Genomic DNA, 17,985 nt, shown 5'->3' on the forward strand with positions numbered 1-17,985 from the left:
TGATAGTAAAGAATACAAAAGATTACAAAGCACAAATTACGTTTAATCTCAGATTTTGTAACTTTATAAAAAAGAAAAGATTATGAAAAATGTTCGCTTAGATCAGGCTCTGCAAAAACTGTATACGGCATTTCACGAAAACAGGCTTGATCCGGAGTGCTGTAAAAGCTGTGCGGTAGGCAATATTTTGAACAACACAGAAAGCTGGAAGCATCTTACCGAAGGGCACGGCTCCCTAAGATTAAGCTATGTAGGCCAGGTCAATCAGGCTTTCGGTAAAAAATTTGAAGGCTACTCTCCCGTCGAATTAATTCAAATTGAAGCTGCATTCTTAAGAGGCTGCGGGTATCAATTGCCCCTTAAACGCAATTCCTTTAGACCTGAGGATCGCCAATCAAAAGAAATTCTTTTTGAAGGTCTTTGTGAAGCCATAACGGTGCTTTGCAAACTCGAAGGTGTTAAAAATGTGATGCACTATCAAAATCTGTTTAAGGCAGATAAATCTACTGCTCAAGCGACTGCAATTGCGATTTAAATTATGCCGGCTACCCATAAATGTTAATTTTACTTTTTTTCAGTAAAATTTTGTCACATCTGTAATTTCAGGTCGTCTTTTAAGTAATTAGATTGACTAAGAAATTTGAGTTTATTTATTTGGATTAGCCGCCTTTAATAACATAGAATTTTTAGCGTTAATTATACATAAGTGCGAAAGCTTCAGATTTATCTGGAGCTTTCTTTTTTTAGAACATAAAATCTTTGATAAAAATGTAGGCCAAAAGCAACCATCCAGTTGCAAGAAGCAGCCCGCCCAAAGGGGTTACCGGCCCTAGAAACTTCCATTTTCTGCCCAATGCACCCGAAAGGCAAAGACCATAAATGGAGAAGGAAAATAAAAAAGTACCCAAAATAAGGCAGGTGATTATATAACCTTCTAGCGCTGTATTAAAACCAAGATTAAAGCTCAAAACAAGTAATAGCAGGGCGTGATACATCTGGTACTTCACTCCCGTTTCAAAACTGGCGAGTTGCTCCTGTGTAAAACGCTTTTTTAAAGCGTGCGCGCCAAAGGCTCCTAATACAATGGCCAAAAAACCATAAAGTGCTCCAAAAAACTGGCTCATCAAAATTTCCATGGGGTATAGATTACTATTTGTAGCTTTAAAGATATATTTTGCGAATTAGTTTACACACATCCTGACCGCTAAAATCAAAACCAATATTATGGATCTTAAGAATTACATCACAGACGTACCCGACTTTCCGAAAGAAGGAATTGTCTTTAAAGACATAAGTCCCCTGTTGGTAAACGCCCGGGCTACCAATTACGCTGTTGAGCTTTTAGCAAAAGGATTATACGACATCAAAGCAACTAAAGTAATCGGGATTGAAAGCCGTGGATTCCTGTTTGGCAGTTTACTGGCTCAAAAACTAGGATTAGGATTTGTGCCGGTTAGAAAACCCGGTAAGCTCCCCGGAAAAATTTTGAGCGAAAGTTATGATTTAGAGTACGGAACAGACAGTCTTGAAATAAAGGCGGAAAGTATTGCTGAAGGAGATCTGGTAATCGTTCACGATGATGTTCTGGCGACCGGAGGCACTGCCGCTGCGGCTTGTCGCCTGGTAGAACACTGTGGTGGTAAAGTAGTGCAATGCAACTTTTTAATGGAACTCGATTTTCTTAACGGAAGAAAAAAATTAAGTTCCTATAGCCTGCACAGCCTACTGCATTATTAATCTAAAGCATTCTTTGTGACCCATAGTTTATAGCCAAATAAGGCCAGTTGCAGCTTACTGGCTTTAGCCAGATCAACATTCTTTTTCGTAAGGCTGGGTAAAACCTTTTTATTCAGTTTGGCAAGCGTTTTAAAAAACGTTTTCTTCATAGCAGGATTCCCTTTTGAGTGGTTAGTATCTCAAATTTAAGCTTTTAACCCCTTTCTGCGCGCGCTTACAGAAGGTGTTATGACTATTTTAGGATTATCCGAAAATGGTTTCAATAATTGTTAAAATAAGTGTGACCATGATTGTGATTTTTGATTGATTAATTTTTATTTGATCACAAATACGGAAGTAAAAATCACTCCCACAAGCGATTGCACAACTATTGATAAAATTGAATACAGTATTGTAAGTAAAAAAATGACTTTACCCAAAAACCAAAACACAAAACCCTTTAATTCTGTATAAATTATAAACCCTATAACTCCCATAAGCTTTACAACTGTAACTTTTATAGGGGCTTTTTCGGCAAATTTTAAAATCTCAAGGGGCAAATAAATTAAAAACGACTCCTAAAAGAACATTTCATCTTTTAGGTCATAAAAAATCCGCTGTAAAAAGATTACAGCGGATTTTTACAGATCTGAAAAATATTTAGTTTTTCATCGATTTCGTAGTAATTAAAATCACTCCGTTTTTACCTTTTTCTTTGTAAAGTGCAGTTGCTGAGGCGTCTTTTAATATCGAAATAGATTCGATGTCTTTAGGATCGAGCATCCGGAGTTCTTCCTGAGTAATTTCTATAGCATTTTTCAAAATAAGTGGTTGTTCATCAGATTTCTCTCCGGTTCCATACATACGAAGACTAAAACCGTCTTTTGGGGCACCATATATAAGTTCCTTAATATGTTGAAAAAGACTGTCTGGCGTTTTAAAACGGCTGTTTTGAGTTGTAGAACCAGACCTTCCATAACCAATTACTTTAAGCTCTTCCATTTCTGCGCGTTTAGCTTTCATTTCTTTTTCCCGTAGTTCCCGTTGTGCTTCAAGTTCCGCCTTTCGTAACTCCATTTCAGCTTCAATCTCAGCTTTGCGCAATTCAACTTCTGCCTCCATCTCGGCTTTACGCAATTCCATTTCGGCTTTCATTTCTTGTTTGCGCATTTCCAGTTCAGCTTTACGTATGGCGATAGCTTCCTCCAAGTCTTTTGCCAGATCTTGATTAGCTGCCGCATTACTTCTCGTGCCCTGTAAAATACTGTTGGAAGCTGATGTTACCCCAAAAGTCCCGTCCTCGGTTCTATAGATTGCAATGTCACTTATGGGCTTATCCCCTGAATAACTGGAACTGGCCTGATTGCCGCTAACCTTATCTTTTACACTAATCTTTATAGATGTTAATAATCCTGATGCATTGTATTTTACATTTGAAAAGTTAAAGCTCACCTGATGTTCAGATTCGAGCTCTTTAGCGAGTGCGTTAAGATCACTTTTAGTAAACGTATTAGTAATTACCCGTTTAAATGAAGTCTGCTCGCTACCTGCTTGCTGATGTGCGGCACGGGTTTGCTCATCTTCATTAGGAGACGGCTTAACAGCTTCCAGATTCTCATCAGTAACTTCAGACCCATTTCCAACTGATGAAGACTTTGCTGCTACTTCCATTTCGGGCTCTTCGCCTGATTCTAAATAGCGCACTTCTTCTTTTAAATTAAAACTCCAGATAAATACCGCGAGTACCGGTAAAATGACTGCCAGTTTTAGCTGATTGGACTTGCTTGATGATTGTTTGTTTAACATAACTATTCGTTTTTTGATGAATGATTGATAAAATGAATGGGTTAAGGCAGGTACCTGCCCGGGCACAGCAACTTTCACAAGTGCCATTTGGTAATTTTTAGGACTGCTTAATGTACCTGCGGTGGTAGCATCGGCGAGATATTCCAGATTTTGAATTACGGCACTTTTATACAACCAGGCCAGTGGATTAAACCAATTAACTATAAGCACAAGTTGCATTAAAAGGGTATCCAGACTGTGGTATTGACGTGCGTGAGCCTGTTCGTGAGCCAGGATCATTTCAAAATCTTCAGAACTATAGCGGGTTTTATCAACTGCGATATACTTAAAAAAGGAAAACGGAGACTCCAGTCCTTCTGCCTGAATGATTCTAAACCCATTTTCAAGCTTTCCGTTTTGCCTGTTTAAAAAACGCAGCAGCTCATAAAGCTTCCACACAAAAAGAAGACACATAACCCCTGCTCCCAGTAGATAACCGGTTAAAACAGCTTCCCAAATTCCAAATTCAAATGAATTTTGAGGTGTTTCTGCCAACGCAACCCCAACCGTATTCACCGTAAAATCAAAAACCGGCATTTCTTCATAAACGATTTGGGTAAATACCGCCACCGGAAGTACAAAACTTACAAAAACCCCTCCCAGCAAAAACTTGCGATTGGTTTCAAAAAAAGTCTCCTTCTGCAGCAAAACCAGATAAGTCAGGTAAAACAGACTCAACACGGCAGTGCTTTTCAATAGGTAAATGAGAAAATCCATACTACTGCTTTTTCTCGATTAATTCAAGTATTTCCCGCAACTCGTCTGCCGTTATTTTCTCCTCCTGAGCAAAAAAAGAAACCATATTTTTGTACGAACTGTCAAAAAACCGGCGGGTGGCCTCATTCCAGAATTTCTTGCCATAGGACTCCCGGCTTATCAAAGGATGGTATTGATGCGTTTTCCCAAAAGCCTTGTGCCCCACATACCCTTTCTCTTCCAGATTACGCACAATAGTCGACACGGTATTGTAATGCAGGTTCTCATCTTCCAGCTCTGCCTGCACCTCCTTTACAAAAGCCTTTTCGAGCCTCCATAAAACGTGCATAATTTCTTCTTCTTTATTGGTCAGTTTTTCCATAGGGATCATAAATTTTAGGGCGTTCGGGCGGGCTTGCGGCAGTCGCGATTTGCCGCCGAAAAAAACGGCTGCAAATGCGCTCCGACAATGCCTTAATCCCTAACGCATTACAAACATAAAACGAAAATTATAGTTAAACAACTATTTTTGTAGTTTTATGTTTGTATTCATTTTATGTGGTGCTTTTGTATAATTTAATACCTTCTGTCACTTTAGAGAACCATATATTTTAGCCTATTTTTACAAAAACTACCTGAGCATTGGACATTCTTGAAAACTTTAGAATACTTGACCTGGTCGACATCCTATTGGTAGCCACCCTACTCTATTATCTTTACAAACTGGTTAAGGGTACTGTGGCGATTAATATTTTCCTGGGAATTTGTATCATCTGGGTAATCTGGAAAATCACACAATTGCTTCAGATGGAAATGCTAAGTACCATTCTGGGCCAGTTTATCGGGGCCGGGATGTTTGCACTCATTGTGGTTTTTCAACAGGAAATTCGCAAGTTTTTGCTGATGATAGGTTCTACAAACATCGGTCGGAAGTCAGGATTTTTAAAACACATCAAGTTTCTTCAGGACGAAAATCAGGACAACTCCCTCACTAAAGTGGAAGAGATTGTAGATGCCTGCGAAAAAATGGGCAAGGACAAAACCGGCGCACTCATCGTCATTCAGCGTACCACCAATCTCGATTTTGTAAAACAAACCGGTGACGAGATGAACCTCGAGGTGAACCGCCCCATTCTGGAAAGCATTTTCTTTAAAAATTCAACCCTGCACGATGGAGCCGCCATTATCGAAGACAACAAAATTGTCGCTACCCGTGCCATACTTCCGGTTTCTAATGAGCGCAACATCCCCCTACGCTTTGGGCTTCGGCACAGAGCCGCTGTTGGTATTACCGAAAAGACAGATGCTGTAGCCCTGGTTGTTAGTGAAGAAACCGGCAACATCAGCTATCTTAAAGACGGCGAATTTGTATTATTCAAGAACACGACCGAGCTCGTAGATATCATACGTAAAGACCTAAGCTAAATTATGGAACAAGTTGAGCAGACCAATGAACAACTAGCCATAGTAAGCTATTGTAGAAATTGTCATCAAAATTTAGATGCCGGTGCAGCATTTTGCAGTGCCTGCGGAGGACAAATCGTAAAAAACCGAATAACCGTAAAAAACCTGGCTGAAGATTTTAATGACCGCTTCCTAAACCTGGATAGCGCCTTTCTAAAAACCTTCAGAGCACTCTTTACCAAACCGGAAGACGTCATAGGCGGTTATATAGACGGAGTTCGTAAAAAATACCTCTCTGCCTTTGGTTACTTTGCCATATCACTTACGGTAGCGGGAATCTATGTATTTATCCTTCGTGAGTATTTAATGGATTCCCTTTTTGAAAACCTTCAGGTATCTGAAACTCCAAATCAGGAACAGCAGCTGGCGTTTATCAAAAATTTTACGATGAGCATTAATGAATACCAGACACTTTTCAGCGTTTTGAGTATTCCCATTCTGGCTTTAATCTCCCGAATCGTATTCTGGAATTACAAAAAGTACAATTACCTGGAGCATATTGTAATTTACCTCTATGCGTTTAGTCACATTAACCTGGTATTCTACATTTTAGCCATTGGCACGATTTGGTCAACCTCCCTGTATACCTTTATCAGCTTTACAGGAATTATCGCCTACATTGTTTATATATGCTTTGTACTTAAACGCTTGTACCGTTTAAACACTACCAGCCTGATCTTAAAAACCTCGCTGTTTGCCTTAATCGGGGGTATTGTTTTCACCATTTTATGCACTGTAGCTATGATAATAATGTATAAACTGGGTGTTTTTGATGCTCTGATCGAAAGCACAAAAACTGCCGGGCAATCTAAAAGCTAGATTACTCTATTTCAGAATTTGAGGCAAACTGTACTTCGTAGAGTTTTCTGTAGTAACCATCTTCCTTCTCCAGAAGACTTTTATGGTTGCCCATTTCAACAATCTGACCCTTTTCCATCACGATGATCTTATCTGCCTTTTTAATTGTGGCCAGACGATGTGCGATTACAATTGAGGTACGCCCTTTGGTGATTTTATTAATCGCCTTTTGTATGAGGTGCTCACTATTAGAATCGACAGAAGAAGTAGCCTCATCCAGAACCAGAATACTGGGGTTGCTTACATAAGCCCTTAAAAATGAAATAAGCTGTCGTTGACCACTGCTCAGCATCGCACCGCGTTCTTTTACATTGTAATGATAGCCATTAGGAAGGCTCGATATAAATTTATCTACGCCAATAGTTTTAGCCGCGTTCACCACATCCTCTTCCGAAATATCGGGATTATTGAGCGTGATGTTATTGAGAATAGAATCTGCAAACAGGAAAACATCCTGTAAAACAACCGCAATTTCAGAGCGCAGCGAAGTGATTTTTACATCTTTTATATCTATTCCGTCAATAGAAATCGTTCCACTGTCAATTTCATAAAAGCGACTCAGTAAGTTAATGATAGTCGATTTTCCGGCACCTGTAGATCCTACAATGGCAACCGTCTCTCCTGCCGCAACCTCGAGATTAATTCCGCGTAAAACCTCTTCGTCAGGCACATAACTGAAGCGCACATCCTGAAAACTGATATCTCCTTTAATTTTAGCCAGTTCGCGCGTCCCTTCATCTTTTATACGTGCATCGGTATCCAGAATACCAAAAACCCGATTGGCAGCTACCATTCCCATCTGCAGGGTATTAAACTTATCGGCAATTTGACGTAACGGTGTAAACAGCATTTGCGAAAATTGTATAAAAGCAGTTACCAGACCTATGGTAATAACATCATTCTCTACAGCTCTCAAACCCCCATACCAAACCAGTAAACCTATCGTGATTGAAGTAACCATTTCGGCAATGGGAAAGAAAATAGAGTTGTACCATACGGTCTTGTTCCAGGCCCGCATATGCTTTTGGTTAATCTCGTTAAACTTCTCACGCTCTATGCGCTCACGCGAAAAAATCTGCACAATTTTCATCCCGGTAACCCGCTCCTGAACAAATGAATTGAGATTAGCGACCTGAGTACGCACTTCTTCAAAAGCAACTTTCATCTTCCGCTGAAAAATACGGGTGGCATAAAGTATAAACGGAAGGATTACAAAAACTATAAGAGAAAGCTGCCAGCTTTTGTAAAGCATTACTCCCGCAATCACCAGCATTTTAAGAAGATCACTGATGATCATAAAAAGCCCCTGACTAAAAATACTTGAGATGGTTTCGATATCATTTACAGCCCGCGTCACCAGCCTGCCCACGGCAGATTTGTCGTAATACTGCTTTTTAAAATAAATCATGTGATTAAAAAGCCTGGTGCGTATATCGAGTACCACCTGCTGTCCCAGCCAGTTTGCAAAATAGATAAATACGAGCTGGAAAATAGATTCGCCCAGAAGCACCAGAAAACTCAACCCAATATAGTACAGCAACGTGTCCATATCTCTGGGCTGCATACCCTGGTCTATGGCATACTCAAAATAAATGGGCCGTAAAACCGCAAATACTGAAATCAGAATCGCAGAAATACCTACAAAATACATGCGCCCCTGATAAGGGCGTGTATAACTCAAAAGCTTTTTAAACAAGCCAAAATCAAAAGCATTGCCTTTACTGTCTGCCATACGGGATAAAGATTTCTTCGGGGTAACGCACTGCGGTGAGGTATAAGCCATGCGCAGGAGCAGAAGCGCCTGCCTCAGATCGCTCGCCGCCGGCTATGATGTCTTTCAACTCATTAACGCTCGTTTTTTTAAGGCCTACATCCAGCAAAGTTCCTACTACGGCGCGCACCATATTGCGTAAAAATCGATCTGCAGTAATCCTAAAAACCAATCGGTCTTCTTCACGGCTCCAGAACGCTTCCCTAATGTCGCAAAGATAAGTTTTCACATCTGTATTTGACCGGCTGAAACATTTAAAATCCTGCCTGCCTAAAAGCAATTTTGCAGCCTTATTCATCAACTCCAAATCCACTTCGGCTTCAAAAAAATACGATTGATTCACCAAAAAAGGATTTTTCTGCTGGTGAATGAAATAAGAATAACTGCGCTCTATGGCATCAAAACGCGCATGTGCTTCTGCCGCTGCAGGAGTCATCGTTTTAACGGCAATGGCTTGGGGCAAAAAACGATTCAGTCTAAAAACCAGATGTTGTTGCTCATCTGGAGTTAGCAAATTTGCATAGTCAAAATGAACCCAAAGTTGTTTTGCATGCACTCCGGCATCTGTACGCCCGGCACCGGTAACCGCAATTTCAGACCTTAGCAAGGTGGTTAATGCCTTTTCCAATTCTTCCTGCACGGTGATACTCTGCGGCTGTCGCTGCCAACCATGGTATGCAGTCCCGTCGTAAGCTATATCTATAAAATACCGCACGCTTTGAATTTGTGATTAAAGCTGCAAAGATACATCTTTGCAGGGGCTCTTCTCACCCAATTAAGTTTCCCTCGTATGAAAAAAATCCTGCTTCTCAGTGACACCCACAGCCATATCGACGATCGTATTTTGGCATACGCCAAAAAAGCAGATGAAGTATGGCACGCAGGTGATATAGGAGATCTAAGAGTAACCGATGCGCTTCAAAAAATAGCCCCTTTACGAGCCGTATATGGCAATATTGACGATCACGAGATCAGAAATGAATTCCCCTTAAATAACCGTTTTAATTGTGAAGGTGTCGATGTGCTTATCACTCATATAGGGGGTTACCCGGGCCGATATTCGCCTGCCATTCGGGAAGAATTATATGCGCACCCGCCCAAATTATTTATTTGCGGGCATTCACACATCTTAAAAGTGATGCCAGACCGAAAACTCAACCTGCTGCATATGAATCCCGGTGCTGTGGGCACACACGGATTTCATAAAGTACGCACCATGCTTCGGTTTACAGTAGATCAGGGTAAAATAGACAATCTGGAGGTTATAGAAATGAAACGCGATTAATACCTGGTGCTTAATTAAGGCCTGCTACAAACATTTTAAAACGAAAAACCCTGCAAGTTGGCATACTTGCAGGGCTTCGCACTAATTAACTAAGATAGTAGGTCTATCGCAACCGGTCAACAGATTTTACAAGATCCTCATCCCGCTTAATTGCTTTGTTTGCCAAAGCGATAAAAACGATAGAAATGATGGGGATTAGCATCCCAATACCTTTCTCCGGGGCCGCCGCCCCTCCAGATAAGATTTGCGACTGGTAAACCAATACACCTAGTAAAATAAAGTTTAATATGATATTCAGTCTGCCTAGTACAAACTGTAGCTTTCTATTTTTAAATAAAAAAATGGTAATAAACGACAACAACGCACTTCCTAAAAACATAGCCAGCAACTCTATACGGCCGGTAGCATAAACCGGTTCTCCCTCAGCCGTACTAAAAACCGGTATCAGAAATAAAAGTCCGGCAGAAACCGCTGCGGCCAAAATTAAATAAATGCTTTGTATGCGTTGTATCATGTAAATACCTTCATTAGGGCTGACAAAAATAAAAACTTCTATCAGACTAGAGCCAAATTAATAAAAAATATTGTTGTATTATTGCAGTACATTGTGTAGCCAACTCTGAGTTGACTACTTACTTGCCAAAAAATTTATCAGATCTTCTCTCAAAATTTTTTGATCGCATTCAAACCAATTCATTACAGAAATTCATACGTATCGTTCATGTTTAATATTTCAGAATTAAAAGCTAAAAAGCTACCTGAACTTCAGGAAATTGCCAAAGGCCTTGATATCCCAAAGTTCAGAACACTCAAAAAGCTTGATTTAGTTTATAAAATCCTTGACCAGCAGGCATCAGACCCTAAAGCTGTAGCTGAAGTCATCGAAGATAAAAGCTCAGATTCCTCAAACTCCGGGGCTAAAGCTTCTGGAAAACCTGAAAAAGACGAATCCCGAAAGAATTCAGGATCAAAAGGACCTAACAATCCTCCAAAATCTGCAGGACCAAAAGATTCTTCCAATACACCTAAAGACGCAGATTCTTCTTCTAAAGATAAGGAAAAGCAAAAACGCAAACCTAAACCCAACAAGCCCGATCAGGATACTACCACCAAACAGGATTCTAATTCGGCAAAAGGAAGACCGCGCAAGGAAAACAATCCCAACTCCGGCAATCAAAATACCAAGAATACCAAAGATTCCAATTCGGGATCAAATGCCAACAACCCCAGGAATAACAACCGAAATAACAATTCGGGGAATAATTCTAATGGCAACCAGAACAACAACAATAACAACAACAATAATAATAATAACAATAATAACAGTAATTCAAACGGCAATAGCCACAATAATCAGCGCGACAACGGGAATAAAGACACCCGCAACCGCTACCGCGAGCCTGATTATGAGTTTGACGGACTTATTGAGAGCGAGGGTGTACTGGACATAATGCAAGACGGCTACGGCTTCCTGCGTTCTTCAGACTACAACTACCTGTCATCACCCGATGATATTTACGTATCGCAATCTCAAATACGTTTATTCGGTCTCAAAACCGGAGATACTGTACTGGGAGTAATAAGACCTCCTAAAGAAGGGGAAAAATATTTCCCGCTTATTAAGGTTTCTAAGATCAACGGACTTGACCCAAGCGTGGTGCGTGACCGTGTTTCGTTTGAACACCTCACACCGCTTTTCCCTAAGGAAAAATTCAACTTAGCAGATCGCCAAAGCACTATCTCTACCCGTATTATGGATCTTTTTGCACCTATCGGAAAAGGACAGCGGGGTATGATTGTATCTCAGCCCAAAACCGGTAAGACGATGTTGCTTAAAGATGTTGCAAACGCAATCGCAGCAAACCATCCTGAGGTTTATCAAATGATCCTTTTAATTGATGAGCGTCCTGAAGAGGTGACCGATATGCAACGCAACGTAAAAGGTGAGGTTGTAGCTTCAACTTTTGACAAAGAGGCTCACGAACACGTGCGCGTAGCTAACATTGTTCTGGAGAAAGCAAAACGCCTGGTAGAATGTGGTCACGATGTGGTAATCCTTTTAGACTCAATCACACGTCTGGCCCGCGCTTACAACACCGTACAGCCTGCTTCCGGCAAAATTTTGAGCGGTGGTGTTGATGCCAATGCCCTGCACAAACCCAAACGTTTCTTTGGCGCTGCGCGAAATATTGAAAACGGAGGTTCCCTTTCAATCATAGCCACGGCATTAACCGAGACCGGTTCAAAAATGGACGAGGTTATTTTTGAAGAATTTAAAGGAACCGGTAACATGGAACTTCAGTTGGATCGTAAGATCGCAAACCGAAGAATTTTCCCTGCGATTGACCTCACCTCTTCAAGTACCCGTCGTGACGATTTACTGCTTAGCGAAAACGCTATTCAGCGTATGTGGGTAATGCGCAAATACCTTGCAGATATGAATCCTATTGAAGCGATGGAATTCATCAGTGAACGCATTAAACAAACTAAAAACAACGAAGAGTTTTTGATATCGATGAACGGTTAAAAAACTTTTTTACTATACTAAAAATATATATTCAGATTTATCCCAACAAAAAAACTCCCTCGCATAAAAATGCAAGGGAGTTTTTAAACTTTTAAACAGAATTTATTAAAGCGCGTTTACGTGCTTAGCCAATTGTGATTTTAAGTTAGATGCTTTGTTATCGTGAATGATATTATTCTTAGCTAACTTATCGATCATAGAAACCACAGAAGGAAACATAGTCTCTGCTTCTTTTTTATCAGCCTCACGTAATTTTTTCATTGCATTACGTGTAGTTCTGCTTTGGTAACGGTTTCTAAGACGCTTTGTCTCGCTGTTTCTAATTCTTTTTAAAGATGACTTGTGATTTGCCATTATCTTGCTCTGTTTTAAATTGTAGCCCGTAGGGGAATCGAACCCCTCTTACCAGGATGAAAACCTGGCGTCCTAGCCGATAGACGAACGGGCCATTATGTTTTTATCACATTTGAGGTATGTGAAAACCTTTGTAGTCCGTAGGGGAATCGAACCCCTGTTACCAGGATGAAAACCTGGCGTCCTAACCCCTAGACGAACGGACCAGCCTTTGTTTCAAATGCGGATGCAAAAATAAACATATTTTTATAAGTCGCAATAGCAAAACAAAAAAAATTCAAATTAATATGCTTTTGCAAACAAAACACGTCTCGAAGCCGGTTTCCCACTATACACGCAAGTGCCTGATTCTTCCTTGTAATCAAGTGGTATACAGCGAATTGTCGCTTTAGTTTCGTTCTTGATTTGTTCTTCGGTTTCTGAGGTACCATCCCAGAATGCACTTACAAAACCGGTCTTATTCTCCAGAATATCTTTAAACTCGTCATAGGTTTCCACCTCGGTGATATGCGAATCTCTAAATTTAAGCGCTTTATCAAATAGGGCTGTTTGCATTTCTGCCAGTAAAGCCTGCACGCGATCAACAATAGCATCTTTAGAAACAACCTCTTTAGACAAGGTATCTCTTCGAGCCAGTTCAACCGTACGCTTCTCGAGATCCCGGGGACCAATCGCAATACGCAGCGGAACCCCTTTGAGTTCGTACTCATTAAATTTCCAGCCCGGTTTATGAGTATCACGATCATCATATTTAACCGAAACACCCAAAAGCTGTAGCTCACGCTTTAATTCTTTGGCGACCTGCGATATTGCATCAAGCTGCTCCTCCCCTCTGTATATAGGAACAATAACCACCTGAATTGGCGCTAATTTCGGAGGCAAAACCAGACCATTATCATCGCTATGTGTCATCACCAGAGCCCCCATCAATCGGGTTGAAACGCCCCAACTGGTAGCCCAGACATGTTCCTGATTCCCTTCTTTGGATGCAAACTTAACATCAAAGGCCTTGGCAAAATTCTGACCCAAAAAGTGTGAGGTTCCCGCCTGAAGCGCCTTACCATCCTGCATTAAGGCTTCAATACAATAGGTTTCAAGAGCTCCCGCAAAGCGTTCGCTTTCTGTTTTTGTACCGCGTATAACAGGCATTGCCATAAAACGCTCTGCAAATTCAGCATAAACGCGCATCATCAGGTTAGCTTCTTCTATCGCCTCCTGCTCGGTCGCGTGAGCAGTATGCCCCTCCTGCCATAAAAATTCTGCAGTGCGTAGAAACAGACGCGTGCGCATTTCCCAACGCACCACGTTTGCCCATTGATTGATTTTTATAGGTAAATCGCGATAAGACTGAATCCACTTTCTGTACGTATCCCAAATTATGGTTTCTGAGGTAGGCCTTACAATAAGCTCCTCCTCCAGTTTAGCTTCCGGATCTACTATAATTCCGCCATCTTCATCATTCTTAAGACGGTAATGCGTAACCACAGCACATTCCTTTGCAAAACCATCTACGTGACTTGCCTCCTTACTAAAGTAGGATTTAGGAATAAATAACGGAAAATACGCATTCTCGTGACCGGTAAGTTTAAACATGCGATCCAGTTCGGCCTGCATTTTTTCCCATATCGCATAACCGTAAGGCTTAATAACCATGCAACCGCGCACTCCGCTGTTTTCGGCCAGATCTGCCTTTACAACCAGCTCGTTATACCATTTTGAATAATCTTCTGCCCGTGAGGTTAAATTCTTTCCCATATATAGAAATTTGGCACAACTCTTGTGCTAGATTAAGTAGTTTTTCGGATTTGTAACATCTTTGTTAAATGCACAAATTTGACCGCAAAACTAACTAAATTTACAATTGTACAACAATAAATACGGATGATATGCGAGGCTTGAACATTACACAAACAGGAATACTGAAATTGGCCCTGGGCATTTTTGCTTCAGCGGGTTTAATCTCTTGCGGAACTTCACAATATGCTATGAATGATGGAATTTACGGATCACCATCAAACAGAGACTACAATAACGTGACTTCGCAAGATGTAACAACCAATGCCAACGGTAGTATATATGCTGATTATTTTAATCAGGGTGCTGCCGATATTGATAATGCTCAGCAGGAAGGCGTCATCTTTACAGATATTGATTCGTATTCTTCTACGGGTGATTACACCGAAGAAGACCTGCTCCTCGATAATGATTTAGGCTATAATGCTCAACCAGGTTGGGGAGACACCTATGACAATACAATTGTAAATGTTTATAACAACAGTCCGTTCTGGGGTGCAGGATGGGGTGCCTGGGGCAGTCCGTTTTTTGGAAATGCCGGATGGGGCTGGAACAACTGGGGATGGGGATGGAATTCTCCCTATAACGCCTGGGGTTGGGGCGGTCCCTTTTACGGAAACGTTGGATGGGGTTATGGTTTTGGAGCCTGGGGTAACCCTTACTGGGGCTATGGAATTGGCGGATGGGGCTATCCCTATGCAGGTTTTTACGGACACAACAACTTTTATGGATATCCATACCGCAACTGGTATCACAGCCGTTACGACAACAATAGATTAGCCTATTCCAACTCACGCAGAGGAGGACGTTATGAATCGGGCAGAACGGCAGATTCGAGGGCATCCTACTCACGCAGCAGAAGCAGCTATTCTACCAATTCGCGCCGATCATCTGATGTAAACTATGCCCGTACCAGTCGTACGTACAGCCGCAATGGTGTAGGTGTTGACACACGCTCGCGTAGTGCTTCCGGAAACACCTCAAACTCCAGAGTTTCGCGCTCCAGTACAACGAGTAACAGATCCATTTACAGTAGCCCAGCCAGACGCAGTAGCGGAAGCATCAGCAGAAGTGCGAGTGGAAACTCTAACGCGGTGCGCAGCAGTGCTCCAACAACAAGAAGCAGTACGTACAGCAGATCTAACAGCTCGACTCCAAGCCGAAGCAGCACCATGTCAAGAAGCGCTGCTCCATCCCGTAGCGCTGCACCTTCAAGATCAAGTTCATCAGGAGGCAGAAGCAGTTCTTCATCTTCTTCAGGAGGAAGAAGAGGCGGAGGTCGCGGGTAATTAATGTATCAATTTGCAAGTATGAAAAAAGTTCTCATAATTTTTATGATAGGTATTGGTTTGTCCCAAGTGAACGCACAAACCATATCTGATGCCGTAAACTACAGCACCGAAAATTTAACCGGTACCGCAAGATACCGCGGGGTTAGCGGAGCATTTGGCGCCCTTGGCGGAGATTTATCTGCTCTAAATAATAACCCTGCCGGTTCAGCTGTTTTCAATCAAAGCTTTGTTTCCTTAAGTCTTTTGTCTGATGGATACGATAATCAAACCCATTACGGTGACGGTATAACCACAAATTCAAGTTCTGATCTTGATTTTAATCAGTTAGGAGCTGTGTTTGTATCAAATGGCACCGGTAGTGTTACCAAACTCAGCTTCGGATTTAATTACGATCGCTCCAATGATTTTGACAATCAATTTTTAGCGTCTGGCGTAAGCTCTAATTCTATAAGCGATTATTTTCTTGGCTATGCTCAGGGAACACCACTCGAACTCTTAGAACTTCAGAACGGCGAAACTTTAGATGAATTGTATCAATTTTTAGGAGAAAATGAAAGCTTTGGCGCTCAGCAGGCCTTTTTAGGTTATCAGGGATATTTAATCGATCCGGAATCTTCAGATCTTAACAATACGGCATACACCAATGCACAAAACGGAAACGCCTTTGACCAGGAATACCGGTATACCAGCTTTGGGAACAACAGCAGATATACGCTAAATGCTGCAGCCCAGTTTGGAGAAGATTTTTATCTGGGAGGAAATATCAATATACACGCGTTTAATTTTACAAGGAATACCCTGCTTTTTGAAGACAACATTCAACAAAATAATGCCGTTAGCAGCCTCGATTTTGAAAATGATTACAGAGCGTTCGGCTCTGGATTTTCAGCCCAAATAGGCGCTATTTATAAAGCTTCTCAAAGTTTGAGACTCGGTCTTACTCTAGACAGTCCTACCTACTATACGATCAGCGAAGAAACCGAACAATTTCTGCGCACAACCAGCGACCTTGGTGAAACTGTAATTAACCCGAACGTCATTAATGTCTATGAAGATTACGAGTTTCAAACTCCTGCAAAAGCTACAGGAAGTATTGCCTATGTTTTTGGCGCGGGTGGGTTTCTAAGCTTTGATTATTCCTATCAGGATTACAGCTCAATCAAATTCAGACCGGAGAACGATGTATTCTTCCAGCAACTCAACGCAGATCTAAGCAATAGTCTGAAAGGAGTATCTACTTTTCGCTTTGGCGGCGAATTTCTTGCAGGCAGCTGGAGTTTCAGAGGAGGATATCGCTTTCAGGAAAGTCCGTATGTAAACCAAACCACTCTGGGAGATCTTACCGGGTATTCTCTTGGTCTTGGGTATGCTATTGGTAACGCCCGTATTGACGTTGCCTACGACTGGTCAAAACAGGAGCAAAATCCAGCCTTATATGACGGAGCCTTCACCAACACCGCTTTTATTGATCATATCAACACCAGCCTGGTGGCAACGCTTTCATTCAAGCTGTAGAACACCCTGTTTTCAAAATTCACATCAAGCCTTAATGCATTTCAGTATTAAGGCTTTTTTAATATCGCCTTGGCTAAATGTAGCCGCAAGTGTTAAGCAATTAAATTGTTAATTATACTATCTTTGCAAGCCCTTAGCGCAACCAGCGACTAAATGCACTATGAATATGAAAATTGACAACGAAGAATTGAATGCACTAGACGAAATAGGTGATAACCACCACAGCACTTCTGCACAGACTCCTTTGCGTGATGATGCCTTTAAACTTACCGATGCTGAAAAGATCGAGTTAATCAAAGAAGACGTTAATCATATTATGCAAACTCTGGGTCTGGATCTTACAGACGACAGCCTTAGAGGCACACCTAACCGTGTGGCCAAGATGTTTGTAAATGAAATTTTTGGTGGTTTGAGTCCGGCGCGCAAACCCAAGGCATCTACATTTAAAAATAATTACAAATACGGCGAGATGCTGGTAGAAAAAAACATTACTGTTTACTCTACCTGTGAACACCATCTCCTGCCTATTGTTGGGCGGGCACACGTAGCTTACATTTCTAACGGTACCGTAGTAGGTCTGTCAAAAATGAACCGAATTGTTGATTATTATGCCAAAAGGCCACAGGTTCAGGAACGCCTTACGATGCAGATTGTTCAGGAATTGCAACAGGCTTTAGGCACTGAAGATGTCGCGTGCGTGATTGATGCCAAACACCTTTGTGTAAACAGTCGCGGTATTCGCGATATCGAAAGCAGCACGGTAACCAGCGAATTTGGCGGTAAATTTAAAGATGAGGCAGTACGACGCGAGTTTTTAGATTACATTAAACTCGACACCCCTTTTTAAATCTACCTGCGTAGGCACAAA

18 protein-coding genes and 2 tRNA genes are annotated in these 17,985 nt (G+C 41.4%); 9 read left to right on the forward strand and 11 right to left on the reverse strand.

Annotated features, from left to right (window positions below):
* The first annotated feature begins 82 nt into the window (after positions 1 to 82).
* Positions 83 to 535: a Na(+)-translocating NADH-quinone reductase subunit F gene (locus LLW17_RS06815; protein ID WP_228229517.1), complete on the forward strand. Its 453-nt coding sequence runs from the start codon at positions 83 to 85 to the stop codon at positions 533 to 535.
* A gap of 208 nt (positions 536 to 743) precedes the next feature.
* Here the strand turns inward: LLW17_RS06815 and LLW17_RS06820 are convergent, their stop codons facing one another.
* Complete coding sequence (locus LLW17_RS06820) at positions 744 to 1,136, reverse strand: DUF423 domain-containing protein (protein WP_228229518.1); 393 nt, start codon at positions 1,134 to 1,136, stop codon at positions 744 to 746.
* 88 nt (positions 1,137 to 1,224) lie between these two features.
* On the opposite strand from LLW17_RS06820, the gene LLW17_RS06825 reads away from it, so the two are divergent.
* Complete coding sequence (locus tag LLW17_RS06825) at positions 1,225 to 1,737, forward strand: adenine phosphoribosyltransferase (RefSeq protein ID WP_228229519.1); 513 nt, start codon at positions 1,225 to 1,227, stop codon at positions 1,735 to 1,737.
* Here LLW17_RS06825 and LLW17_RS06830 read toward each other — a convergent pair.
* From LLW17_RS06830 to LLW17_RS06840, 3 genes are all read right to left on the reverse strand, one after another.
* A complete protein-coding gene (locus LLW17_RS06830; protein ID WP_228229520.1) occupies positions 1,734 to 1,886 on the reverse strand; it encodes an SsrA-binding protein in 153 nt (50 codons plus the stop codon). The two genes, LLW17_RS06825 and LLW17_RS06830, sit on opposite strands and share 4 nt — an antisense overlap.
* 490 nt (positions 1,887 to 2,376) lie before the next feature.
* Positions 2,377 to 4,278: a M56 family metallopeptidase gene (locus LLW17_RS06835; RefSeq protein WP_228229521.1), complete on the reverse strand. Its 1,902-nt coding sequence runs from the start codon at positions 4,276 to 4,278 to the stop codon at positions 2,377 to 2,379.
* A gap of 1 nt (position 4,279) precedes the next feature.
* A complete protein-coding gene (locus tag LLW17_RS06840; protein ID WP_228229522.1) occupies positions 4,280 to 4,639 on the reverse strand; it encodes a BlaI/MecI/CopY family transcriptional regulator in 360 nt (119 codons plus the stop codon).
* A gap of 260 nt (positions 4,640 to 4,899) precedes the next feature.
* On the opposite strand from LLW17_RS06840, the gene cdaA reads away from it, so the two are divergent.
* Both cdaA and LLW17_RS06850 read left to right on the forward strand, forming a co-directional pair.
* Positions 4,900 to 5,682: a diadenylate cyclase CdaA gene (gene cdaA / locus LLW17_RS06845; protein ID WP_228229523.1), complete on the forward strand. Its 783-nt coding sequence runs from the start codon at positions 4,900 to 4,902 to the stop codon at positions 5,680 to 5,682.
* Between the two features lie 3 nt (positions 5,683 to 5,685).
* On the forward strand, positions 5,686 to 6,540 hold the full coding sequence (locus LLW17_RS06850; RefSeq protein ID WP_228229524.1) for a DUF3667 domain-containing protein: 855 nt from the start codon (positions 5,686 to 5,688) through the stop codon (positions 6,538 to 6,540).
* A gap of 1 nt (position 6,541) precedes the next feature.
* On the opposite strand, the gene LLW17_RS06855 is transcribed toward LLW17_RS06850, so the two are convergent.
* Positions 6,542 to 8,311 (reverse strand): ABC transporter ATP-binding protein, encoded by a 1,770-nt coding sequence (locus LLW17_RS06855; RefSeq protein WP_228229525.1) that lies wholly within the window; start codon positions 8,309 to 8,311, stop codon positions 6,542 to 6,544.
* The gene (truA, locus tag LLW17_RS06860; RefSeq protein ID WP_228229526.1) at positions 8,298 to 9,065 is read right to left on the reverse strand and encodes a tRNA pseudouridine(38-40) synthase TruA; all 768 of its coding nucleotides are present in this window, start codon (positions 9,063 to 9,065) and stop codon (positions 8,298 to 8,300) included. The genes LLW17_RS06855 and truA overlap by 14 nt, the downstream gene beginning before the upstream one ends.
* A gap of 75 nt (positions 9,066 to 9,140) precedes the next feature.
* Here truA and LLW17_RS06865 point away from each other — a divergent pair, with 75 nt between their 5' ends.
* Positions 9,141 to 9,635 carry a metallophosphoesterase family protein gene (locus LLW17_RS06865; protein WP_228229527.1) on the forward strand — a complete coding sequence of 165 codons (495 nt, stop codon included), beginning with the start codon at positions 9,141 to 9,143 and terminating at the stop codon, positions 9,633 to 9,635.
* Positions 9,636 to 9,738: 103 nt separating this feature from the next.
* Here the strand turns inward: LLW17_RS06865 and LLW17_RS06870 are convergent, their stop codons facing one another.
* On the reverse strand, positions 9,739 to 10,149 hold the full coding sequence (locus tag LLW17_RS06870; protein WP_228229528.1) for a DUF4293 domain-containing protein: 411 nt from the start codon (positions 10,147 to 10,149) through the stop codon (positions 9,739 to 9,741).
* Positions 10,150 to 10,356: 207 nt separating this feature from the next.
* Here LLW17_RS06870 and rho point away from each other — a divergent pair, with 207 nt between their 5' ends.
* The gene (rho, locus tag LLW17_RS06875; protein WP_228229529.1) at positions 10,357 to 12,162 is read left to right on the forward strand and encodes a transcription termination factor Rho; all 1,806 of its coding nucleotides are present in this window, start codon (positions 10,357 to 10,359) and stop codon (positions 12,160 to 12,162) included.
* Between the two features lie 105 nt (positions 12,163 to 12,267).
* On the opposite strand, the gene rpsT is transcribed toward rho, so the two are convergent.
* From rpsT to proS, 4 genes are all read right to left on the reverse strand, one after another.
* On the reverse strand, positions 12,268 to 12,516 hold the full coding sequence (rpsT, locus tag LLW17_RS06880; protein ID WP_228229530.1) for a 30S ribosomal protein S20: 249 nt from the start codon (positions 12,514 to 12,516) through the stop codon (positions 12,268 to 12,270).
* Between the two features lie 22 nt (positions 12,517 to 12,538).
* Positions 12,539 to 12,610: transfer RNA gene (locus tag LLW17_RS06885), tRNA-Glu, on the reverse strand.
* Positions 12,611 to 12,650: 40 nt separating this feature from the next.
* A tRNA-Glu gene (locus LLW17_RS06890) sits at positions 12,651 to 12,722 on the reverse strand.
* Between the two features lie 76 nt (positions 12,723 to 12,798).
* Positions 12,799 to 14,271 carry a proline--tRNA ligase gene (proS, locus tag LLW17_RS06895; protein WP_228229531.1) on the reverse strand — a complete coding sequence of 491 codons (1,473 nt, stop codon included), beginning with the start codon at positions 14,269 to 14,271 and terminating at the stop codon, positions 12,799 to 12,801.
* A gap of 131 nt (positions 14,272 to 14,402) precedes the next feature.
* Here proS and LLW17_RS06900 point away from each other — a divergent pair, with 131 nt between their 5' ends.
* The 3 genes from LLW17_RS06900 (at position 14,403) to folE (ending at position 17,964) form a co-directional block, all read left to right on the forward strand.
* The gene (locus tag LLW17_RS06900) at positions 14,403 to 15,599 is read left to right on the forward strand and encodes a hypothetical protein (RefSeq protein ID WP_228229532.1); all 1,197 of its coding nucleotides are present in this window, start codon (positions 14,403 to 14,405) and stop codon (positions 15,597 to 15,599) included.
* A 21-nt stretch (positions 15,600 to 15,620) separates the two neighbouring features.
* Complete coding sequence (locus LLW17_RS06905; protein ID WP_228229533.1) at positions 15,621 to 17,117, forward strand: OmpP1/FadL family transporter; 1,497 nt, start codon at positions 15,621 to 15,623, stop codon at positions 17,115 to 17,117.
* Between the two features lie 166 nt (positions 17,118 to 17,283).
* Positions 17,284 to 17,964 carry a GTP cyclohydrolase I FolE gene (gene folE / locus LLW17_RS06910; protein ID WP_228229534.1) on the forward strand — a complete coding sequence of 227 codons (681 nt, stop codon included), beginning with the start codon at positions 17,284 to 17,286 and terminating at the stop codon, positions 17,962 to 17,964.
* Positions 17,965 to 17,985: the final 21 nt, after the last annotated feature.

The organism is Leeuwenhoekiella parthenopeia (genome assembly GCF_020782115.1).
GTDB lineage: Bacteria > Bacteroidota > Bacteroidia > Flavobacteriales > Flavobacteriaceae > Leeuwenhoekiella > Leeuwenhoekiella parthenopeia.

Coding starts and splice junctions, on each gene's coding strand:
- LLW17_RS06900 (WP_228229532.1), top strand. CDS start 14,403: ATGCGAGGCTTGAACATTACACAAACAGGAATACTGAAATTGGCCCTG.
- LLW17_RS06905 (WP_228229533.1), top strand. CDS start 15,621: ATGAAAAAAGTTCTCATAATTTTTATGATAGGTATTGGTTTGTCCCAA.
- rpsT (WP_228229530.1), bottom strand. CDS start 12,516: ATGGCAAATCACAAGTCATCTTTAAAAAGAATTAGAAACAGCGAGACA.
- LLW17_RS06825 (WP_228229519.1), top strand. CDS start 1,225: ATGGATCTTAAGAATTACATCACAGACGTACCCGACTTTCCGAAAGAA.
- proS (WP_228229531.1), bottom strand. CDS start 14,271: ATGGGAAAGAATTTAACCTCACGGGCAGAAGATTATTCAAAATGGTAT.
- LLW17_RS06870 (WP_228229528.1), bottom strand. CDS start 10,149: ATGATACAACGCATACAAAGCATTTATTTAATTTTGGCCGCAGCGGTT.
- LLW17_RS06815 (WP_228229517.1), top strand. CDS start 83: ATGAAAAATGTTCGCTTAGATCAGGCTCTGCAAAAACTGTATACGGCA.
- LLW17_RS06865 (WP_228229527.1), top strand. CDS start 9,141: ATGAAAAAAATCCTGCTTCTCAGTGACACCCACAGCCATATCGACGAT.
- LLW17_RS06835 (WP_228229521.1), bottom strand. CDS start 4,278: ATGGATTTTCTCATTTACCTATTGAAAAGCACTGCCGTGTTGAGTCTG.
- rho (WP_228229529.1), top strand. CDS start 10,357: ATGTTTAATATTTCAGAATTAAAAGCTAAAAAGCTACCTGAACTTCAG.
- LLW17_RS06855 (WP_228229525.1), bottom strand. CDS start 8,311: ATGGCAGACAGTAAAGGCAATGCTTTTGATTTTGGCTTGTTTAAAAAG.
- LLW17_RS06850 (WP_228229524.1), top strand. CDS start 5,686: ATGGAACAAGTTGAGCAGACCAATGAACAACTAGCCATAGTAAGCTAT.
- LLW17_RS06840 (WP_228229522.1), bottom strand. CDS start 4,639: ATGGAAAAACTGACCAATAAAGAAGAAGAAATTATGCACGTTTTATGG.
- folE (WP_228229534.1), top strand. CDS start 17,284: ATGAAAATTGACAACGAAGAATTGAATGCACTAGACGAAATAGGTGAT.
- LLW17_RS06820 (WP_228229518.1), bottom strand. CDS start 1,136: ATGGAAATTTTGATGAGCCAGTTTTTTGGAGCACTTTATGGTTTTTTG.
- LLW17_RS06830 (WP_228229520.1), bottom strand. CDS start 1,886: ATGAAGAAAACGTTTTTTAAAACGCTTGCCAAACTGAATAAAAAGGTT.